8 protein-coding genes and 3 pseudogenes are annotated in these 7,530 nt (G+C 54.4%); 4 read left to right on the forward strand and 7 right to left on the reverse strand.

The window, feature by feature from the left end; genetic code table 11:
• Positions 1–128 (forward strand): transposase domain-containing protein (locus AC1DIH_RS27870; protein WP_477774060.1); only part of this gene is annotated, 128 nt, incomplete at its 5' end.
• A 30-nt stretch (positions 129–158) separates the two neighbouring features.
• On the opposite strand, the gene AC1DIH_RS27875 is transcribed toward AC1DIH_RS27870, so the two are convergent.
• The 6 genes and pseudogenes from AC1DIH_RS27875 to AC1DIH_RS27900 all read right to left on the reverse strand — a co-directional run bounded on the left by AC1DIH_RS27875 (position 159) and on the right by AC1DIH_RS27900 (position 2,891).
• Positions 159–416, reverse strand: coding sequence for a hypothetical protein (locus AC1DIH_RS27875; RefSeq protein ID WP_477774053.1), 258 nt, complete (start codon positions 414–416; stop codon positions 159–161).
• Positions 417–481: 65 nt separating this feature from the next.
• A pseudogene (locus AC1DIH_RS27880) lies at positions 482–1,042 on the reverse strand (hypothetical protein).
• A 63-nt stretch (positions 1,043–1,105) separates the two neighbouring features.
• Positions 1,106–1,300: a hypothetical protein gene (locus tag AC1DIH_RS27885; RefSeq protein WP_477774054.1), complete on the reverse strand. Its 195-nt coding sequence runs from the start codon at positions 1,298–1,300 to the stop codon at positions 1,106–1,108.
• Entirely contained in the window at positions 1,290–1,565 is a 276-nt protein-coding gene (locus AC1DIH_RS27890) for an SMI1/KNR4 family protein (RefSeq protein WP_477774055.1), read from the reverse strand. The genes AC1DIH_RS27885 and AC1DIH_RS27890 overlap by 11 nt, the downstream gene beginning before the upstream one ends.
• Before the next feature lie 2 nt (positions 1,566–1,567).
• Positions 1,568–1,855 carry an HNH/ENDO VII family nuclease gene (locus AC1DIH_RS27895; protein ID WP_477774056.1) on the reverse strand — a complete coding sequence of 96 codons (288 nt, stop codon included), beginning with the start codon at positions 1,853–1,855 and terminating at the stop codon, positions 1,568–1,570.
• 109 nt (positions 1,856–1,964) lie between these two features.
• A complete protein-coding gene (locus AC1DIH_RS27900) occupies positions 1,965–2,891 on the reverse strand; it encodes a LysR family transcriptional regulator (protein WP_477774057.1) in 927 nt (308 codons plus the stop codon).
• A gap of 176 nt (positions 2,892–3,067) precedes the next feature.
• On the opposite strand from AC1DIH_RS27900, the gene AC1DIH_RS27905 reads away from it, so the two are divergent.
• A complete protein-coding gene (locus AC1DIH_RS27905; RefSeq protein WP_477774058.1) occupies positions 3,068–3,907 on the forward strand; it encodes a pirin family protein in 840 nt (279 codons plus the stop codon).
• Positions 3,908–3,995: 88 nt separating this feature from the next.
• Positions 3,996–5,075 (forward strand): alkene reductase, encoded by a 1,080-nt coding sequence (locus AC1DIH_RS27910; protein WP_477774059.1) that lies wholly within the window; start codon positions 3,996–3,998, stop codon positions 5,073–5,075.
• Positions 5,076–5,205: 130 nt separating this feature from the next.
• Here the strand turns inward: AC1DIH_RS27910 and AC1DIH_RS27915 are convergent.
• A pseudogene (locus AC1DIH_RS27915) lies at positions 5,206–6,068 on the reverse strand (aldo/keto reductase family oxidoreductase).
• A 25-nt stretch (positions 6,069–6,093) separates the two neighbouring features.
• On the opposite strand from AC1DIH_RS27915, the pseudogene AC1DIH_RS27920 reads away from it, so the two are divergent.
• Positions 6,094–6,364, forward strand: a pseudogene (locus AC1DIH_RS27920) (LysR substrate-binding domain-containing protein); the annotation flags it as partial.
• Positions 6,365–7,530 lie beyond the last annotated feature (1,166 nt).

Below are 7,530 nucleotides of genomic sequence, written 5' to 3' on the forward strand. Positions count from 1 at the left end.
ATGCGTGGCTGCGCCACGCACTTGATGCGTGGCTGCGCCACGCACTTGAGCGCCTGCCACAAGCCTCGAGTGTAGAAGACTTCGAGGCCTTGCTGCCGTGGAACTGCACACCGCAAACTCCAAGATAGCCATAGATCCCCACCTTTAAAATGTGGGGTTCATGGAGCGCTTACCGACCAGCGGCCATGTTCGGTTTGAATCGGCTGGGTCTGCTGGGCATCCCGGAAAAAGGTGATGGTGAAGCTGCCGTCGGGCTTGAAGTCATTGTTCCAGGATAGGAACTGGCATTTGCCGTTTTCTGCCCGCAGGCCTTTCCACGAACCAATCAAGGATGGATCGTTGGCCGGCTTGTTGGCGGCGCAGCCACCTAACGTTGCAGCCAGGACGATAAGGCTCAGGGAGAAACTCCGTTTCACGTAGTGCTTCCTTCTTCAAATGGACTCTGTGTGTTGCGATGGCTCAGCATTGACTCAAATCGGCCTCAAAGGCCCGGTACGCTCGCGACGGGAATACGCGTTTCTGACTGAGTGACATCGTAGACATGCTGTTCACAGCGGTCATCCATAAACTGAAACTCCACCAGATAAACCTTGCTTCGTTCCGGTGTGAAAGTGCTTCTGACCGGGCCACATCGGTAGCGACTGCCAATGCTCTCGCCACTGGCGTAACCTGATACCACAAATGGTTGATCGGCGTCGGCTTGTACTTCCAACTGCGGGAAGTGCTTCAAAGTGGCGCTGTGGACCGTTTCGTTGAGCGTGGCAATCCAGCCAAACACCTTGCCCCGGCCGGTATCCGCAACAGTTCCCTGCACATCCATTCGCTGGTCAGGATCCGTTGCGCGCCTGATCGAAAACTCAACTGGGAAGGTGGCACCCGACGCTTTCATGATGACCTTGGCGTGTTACGTATCGACGGTCACTTTGTCCTGGTGTAGTTGGATGCCGTTATTGAGCAAACTGGGGGAAGAGTCTCTGACGTTGGATTTACACCCTGGCAACGTCAGAATCAGGCTCAACATCAGCAGTGAAGTTTTTTTCATGAACACTCCATGTACACGTAAGAAAAAGCGGGGATTTCTCAGAATCCGCCCCCTTTTGGGTCATCAAATATGAGCAGAAATTCGCTTATATAAAAGCTCACAAAAATCTGAAGCGTAATTAACACTCTCGCCAGACGGAAGCCGAAGACTCACTGGGCATTCACCATCTTTAAACTTTGAATAGTCAAAGAAAAAGACTTCCCCCATATCAGTTTCGCTAATCACAAGCTTTTTGCCATCTACCAGATTATTTTTCATACCCACAATATGTTGATAGACAATATCCCCCCATTGCCCCCTCAAAGTCCACACCATAGATACTGTAAATTTCTTCAGTACCAATCTCTCCACCCGCATACGTCTTTAAAAACCACTTGTACGACCTTGGCAGTTCAAGCCCTAGCCTCTGCTCCGCCTTCTTAATCCAGTCGTCACCCACGCGATCGGCCTCACTACCAAAGCACACGATATCAGGATGCAGTGATACTAAATACTCAATTTGATGCGTCGTAACTTGGCTCATCCTCAATTCCTAAAATCTGCAGATCGTTGCTGCCAGCATTGTACCTTCCACTTATCAAAAGCAGCCCTATCAATACCAGAAGGAATTGTATTCGGGTTAATGTGAATAGTTGCGCTATTGGTTTGGTGAAAGCTCTGCGTCATTTCTGCAATAGGTCCTGCCTGTGTTTGCGTCATATGGTGAAGGTTCACTGATTTTCCATCTACACCAATGGGCGCTCGGCCAGAGGCCATACGCTCAGCATTAGTACCTGTTATGACCCTGCCACCTTCACACCAACTAGTCTGCAAGTTAATTTGGCCGGTCGAATCTCGGTCCGTAAATACAGATGACGTGACTAATGGTGGAGGACATTACTACCCGTCCCGCTGTGTGAAAGTCATAAGCCCAAATACCGTGTCAAACCTGCTCAGGTAAAACCCTTGCTGGGAATGCTTCCACTTTTAGCTTCTCCATCACCAGTCCTATAAACGCTGATACCGCCAACGGCAAATGTTGCCGACTGGGATAAAGCACATGCAGGCCGTATCCAGTGCGATGGTAATGCGGTAGCACAGGCACAAGGCGGCCAGCCCGAAGATCGAAATCAACTATCGTGGGCGGCAGCAACGCAATACCCAAGCCAGCCACCGTGGCCTTACGCAATGCCTGAGCCGTGTTTCCATTGAAACGGCTGGTAATCTGCACGTCTTCCTCAACACCGTTTGGCCCATTAAGACGCCACGTGGTGACGCCGCTAGGATGACCGAAACTCACACAGTCGTGATTGACCAGATCCTTTAGCGTAGCGGGCACACCTCGGTTATTGAGGTACTTGGGGCTGGCGACCAAACCTTCATTGCCTGCTCCAATGAGTTGGCGACCGACGTATCCCGAATCCTGCAAAGTGCCCCCTCGAAACGCGATGTCGATCCGATCAGCGATCAAATCGGCGCGCGCATCACTTAGCACGAAGTCAAGCTGAACCCGTGGATGCAAGGCTAGAAAATCGGCCACCCATTCCATAGGGAAGAAGTCGAAGAAATCAGCCATCGCCGCAATGCGCACGATGCCACTCGGCTCCTGGCTTCCCGTCATTAATTGCTGTCCGGCATCGATCAGGCCTTCTACCGCGCCAGAGCAGCGGTCATGAAAAGCCTGACCTGAATGGGTAAGTGTGAGCTTGCGCGTGGAGCGCTGCAGCAGCCGAGTGCCGAGCTGCGCCTCGAGTTGTTGAACGCGTCTGCTTAAGGTGTTGGGCGGCATTCCAAGCTGCCGCGCCGCTTCGGCAAAGCTGCCGTTGCGTACCACTTGTACAAACAAGGCGACGTCATTCAGGTCAATCACTTTATCGCCACCCCTTCGTTAAATGGATTGGTTCAATCCAATTATGCCATCTAATAAAGCAATCCGAAGACGCATATCCTTCAGGCATTGCTGCATTTGACCTCCCAGGCAGCCAAAGCACTGCTCGATGACATTGCCTGGTGGGCCCAGGCGCTCAAAACCCCGAGAGAAAACATATGACCGCCACCGTCGCTGTTCTGCAACGCGCCATTGTCCATCGCACTAAAGGCAGCTCCCATGGCCCTATAACGCGGCTTATGAGCCCGGGCGATCTGGGCGAGCTTTTGAAGCCTTTCATTTTCCTTGATATTTTCAGTTTGAACGCCAGTCGCGGTAAGTCCAATTTCGGCATGCACCCACACTCCGGGATCGCGACGGTTACCTTCATGACCAAAGGTAACGTCGCCTATGAAGATACCACCGGTGCGACAGGTGTATTGCTGGCAGGTGGCGTTGAGTGGATGCGCGCCGGTAACGGGGTGTGGCACGACGCTACGCTGGCCAACGAGTCCTCAATGCAGGGATTCCAGCTCTGGGTGGCACTACCGCCGTCGTTGGAAAACGCCCCCGCGCTGAGTGTCTATCTTGCGCCCTCCCAAGTTCCGCAATCAGGCCCGGCGCGCGTACTCCTGGGCCGCTACGGTAATGCGCAGAGCCTGATTGAAGCGCCGAGTGACATGAACTATCTCGCCGTGAATTTGAAAGACGGCGAGCGCTGGCGGTATACCCCACCGTCCGGACACACCGTCGCCTGGCTCGCGGTTAATGCAGGACGGCTGGACACAGGGGGCCTGATTAATGCCGGCGAACTCGCCGTATTCGAGGAGTCCGAGCAATACATCGATTTCGTGGCTCAAGGCGAATGCTCATTCGTATTGGGCTCAGCAGTGAAGCATCCGCACGAACTGGTGACGGGCTACTACTCGGTACACACGAGCAGGGCAGCTCTGGCACAGGGCGAAACTGAGATACAGCGCATCGGCGAACGCCTGCGGCAGGAGGGACGACTGAGCTAGCCCCTGAGGTGCGCCTTCAGCCGATACGACTCCCCGCTAAACATCCCACCAATCCCGAATTATTAATCCTCACCTACTGAGATACATCATGACCACGAGCAATCTCGACCTGCTTTTGTCCCCTGCACAAATCGGCTCCCTCCCTCTGAAAAACCACATGGTCATGGCGCCTTTGACGCGAAGCCGCGCCGGTGAAGGTGATGCTCCGACGCCCACCGTGGTTGAGTATTACCGGCAACGTGCCGGTGCCGGACTCATCATCACCGAGGGTTCTCAGGTCTCGGCACAAGGCAAAGGCTATATGAGAACGCCGGGCGTCTTCACCTCCGAACAAATCGCCGGCTGGAGACAAGTGACCGACGCTGTTCATGCAGAAGGTGGACGGATATTCCTGCAACTCTGGCATGTCGGACGGCTCTCACATCCATTGGTGCAGATCAACAGCGCCCTGCCAGTAGCACCTTCAGCGATCAAGGCTGATGGCGAGATCTATACGCCTGAGGGACTGAAGTCTTACGAATTGCCACGAGCTCTGGATCTCGATGAGGTTCCTGACGTGATCGCTGATTTTCGCCAAGGTGCTGAAAACGCAAAACGTGCTGGATTCGACGGCGTTGAAATCCATGGTGCAAACGGTTATTTGATCGACCAGTTCCTACGCGATGGCACCAATACCCGAACCGATACCTACGGCGGATCTGTAGAGAATCGCGCTCGATTTCTCAAGGAGGTAGTCGAGTCCGTCATCGAGGTCTTCGGGGCCAGCCGCGTAGGCGTTCGCCTGTCGCCAATCTTCAATTATTTCTCCATGAGCGACAGCGATCCCCAAGCAACTTTCAACTACGCGGCGAAGATGCTCAGTCGCTATGGGTTGGCCTACCTTCACGTGGTTGAACTCGGTGCAGGGCCATTTGATTTCAGAGAACTAAAGCGTCGTTTCGGTGGCACCTACATCGCCAATGGTGGCTATGACGCAGAGCGAGCCGGAACGGCGCTCAGCTTAGGCGATGCTGATCTGGTGTCGTTTGGCACCGCGTTCCTGGCCAACCCGGACTTGGTAGAGCGATTCAAACACAATAGAGCCCTGAACGAAGCCGACCCGACGACGTTCTACCAAGGTGAGGATCGCGGTTACACGGACTATCCGACCATGGCGCAATCCCGATAGGCACTATGAGCAAATTACTGGATTAGACGTCAGTCAGCGTAATGTCTCACGGCGATCGCGAGCCATTCGCTGGCGCTTACTGGGCTGCTTAGTAAAAGCTCCAACTAATCAGCCCTGGACTCGCCGTCCGCTATCCCAGCGCCTCCAACTCGTCCAGCATATCAGGCGCGATTACCAATTCACTCGCGGTGAGATTCTCTCGAAAGTGTGCCACCGAGGAAGTACCAGGAATCAACAAGATATTAGGAGCACGTTGCAACAGCCACGCCAGCGCCACGCACAGAGGTGAAGCTCCCATGCGCGTCGCTACGTTCAAGAGTACTTGCGACTGCAACGGCGTGAAACCACCTAGAGGAAAGAACGGCACATAAGCAATGCCCTGCTGACCCAACTCAGAAATAAGTGTCTCGTCTTCACGGTGAGGCAGATTGTAGTGATTCTGCACGCAGACGATGTCAGCGATCCCCTGCGCTTGCTTGACCTGCGATGGCGTGACGTTGCTTACGCCCAAGTGGCGAATGAGCCCCTGGCGTTGTAATTCTACAAGTGTGGTAAATGATTCCTCTATGGACCCCTCGGCGGGCGATTGCTGGTTGCCCATTGCCCTAAGGTTCACCACATCCAGTACGTCCACACCAAGATTGCGCAGGTTGTCATGCACGGCATGGGTCAATTCAGCGGGGCTCTGCGCTGGATTCCAGGAGCCATCAGAACCACGGAGTGCGCCGACCTTTGTCACGATGACCAGGTTTTCAGCGTAAGGGTGTAAAGCTTCACGGATCAGTTGGTTGGTCACGTGAGGGCCGTAAAAATCTGCGGTATCAATGTGTTTACACCCGACGCCAGCGCTTCACGCAGCACGGCAATGGCCGCTTTCGGATCCTTCGGAGGGCCAAAAACGTTAGGTCCCGCCAATTGCATCGCACCGTAGCCCATACGATTTACCGCCCGATCGCCCAATAAGAACGAACCTGCTTTGGCCACTTTGCTCATTTTGTCTACCTCAATCAGAGTATGTGTGAGCGTGGACCCGACTGGRCCGTTGATTGTCAGGGTGGGGGGTGGGGGGCGCCGTGGGCCTGACTGTTCAGGCTGCGGTTGATGGGCTGGGTATCGTCTACCTGTTTGAGGACTGGCTTCAGCCCTATCTGGAAAGCGGGGCACTTGAACCGGTGCTGGAACCATGGTGGCAGAGCTTTACCGGGCCGTTTCTCTATTACCCTGGTAGACGCTATCTGCCCTCGCCTCTGAGGGCATTTATAGACTTTATCAATGCCCAGCGAACGTAGTTCATCAATAACCATTCGACGAATGTGTGAGTTAGCAGCGGATTTGGCACCGCCCAGGACCTTGCAAGAGATTCCGAGCCGACCGCTAGAAGCCGCGGCCGACGGATCTTTCGAGGATTCCGCGGCACTCAATCGGTGCCAACTACCTGCAAAATGGTTTGTCACCAAAACAGCAAGAAGTCGGGTTAATTTGCGGTCTGTTTGGCACTGCGGTTTGGGCCCAAAAACGTCGAATTTGGAGGTATGAGGCAGGCTCTCGGACGCGATGATTTGATTCCAAATCGGCCGCTGGGCCTTGTGATCAAAGGGCTCGGCCAGCGACTAGCGACCTTCCGCAGACCTGGCGATTGCCCAACCACCCTCCCCGCATCCCCGCACTCTGTTCCGTTTCCCTAGCGCACAATCGGAAGTCTGGCCTAAAGGTGCTTTCGCTGCTTCCGTTTGTCTTCAAAGGCACGGCCCGCGTGACGTACAGCCGGTTTCGCTGATTTGGGATGGTGACCTTTAAGAACGAAGAATCGGAACTGAGCTTCCAGGGCTTAGCGCCGCGGAGCGGGTGAGGAAAAACGCCCTAATCGCCCGGAAACAGGGCGTTTGGCTAGGCTATCTGACATGCGAAAAAGCTGAGAAAGGAAGAGAAATATCAGACTGGATTGGTGCCAATGGCAGCGCGAAAAAGGGCCAAAAGCGGCGTGAACTCACACACGGAAGCGGTGAGAACTCCACCGAAATGTGAGTTAGCAGCGGATTTGGCACCGACCAGGACCTTGCAAGAGATTCCGAGCTGACCGCTAGAACCCGCGGCCGACGGATCTTTCGAGGGTTCAGCGGCACTCAATCGGTGCCAACTACCTGCAAAATGGTTTGTCACCAAAACAGCAAGAAGTCGGGTGAATTTGCGGTCTGTTTGGCACTGCCGTTTGGGCCCAAAAACGTCGAATTTGGAGGTATGAGGCAGGCTCTCGGACGCGATGGTTTGATTCCAAATCGGCCCCTGGGCCTTGTAATCAACGGGTCTTCAGGAGGCCCACAGCCCGTCAGCTGGGGATTCCATGCGCACTTGGACACCCAGTCCACGAACACTTGGACAGCGATTCCACGCTCACTTGGACACTCATTCCACGGCCACTTGGACACTGATTCCACGAGCACTTGGACAGTGATCT

The sequence above is a fragment of the Pseudomonas sp. 05N36 genome (genome assembly GCF_056397385.1).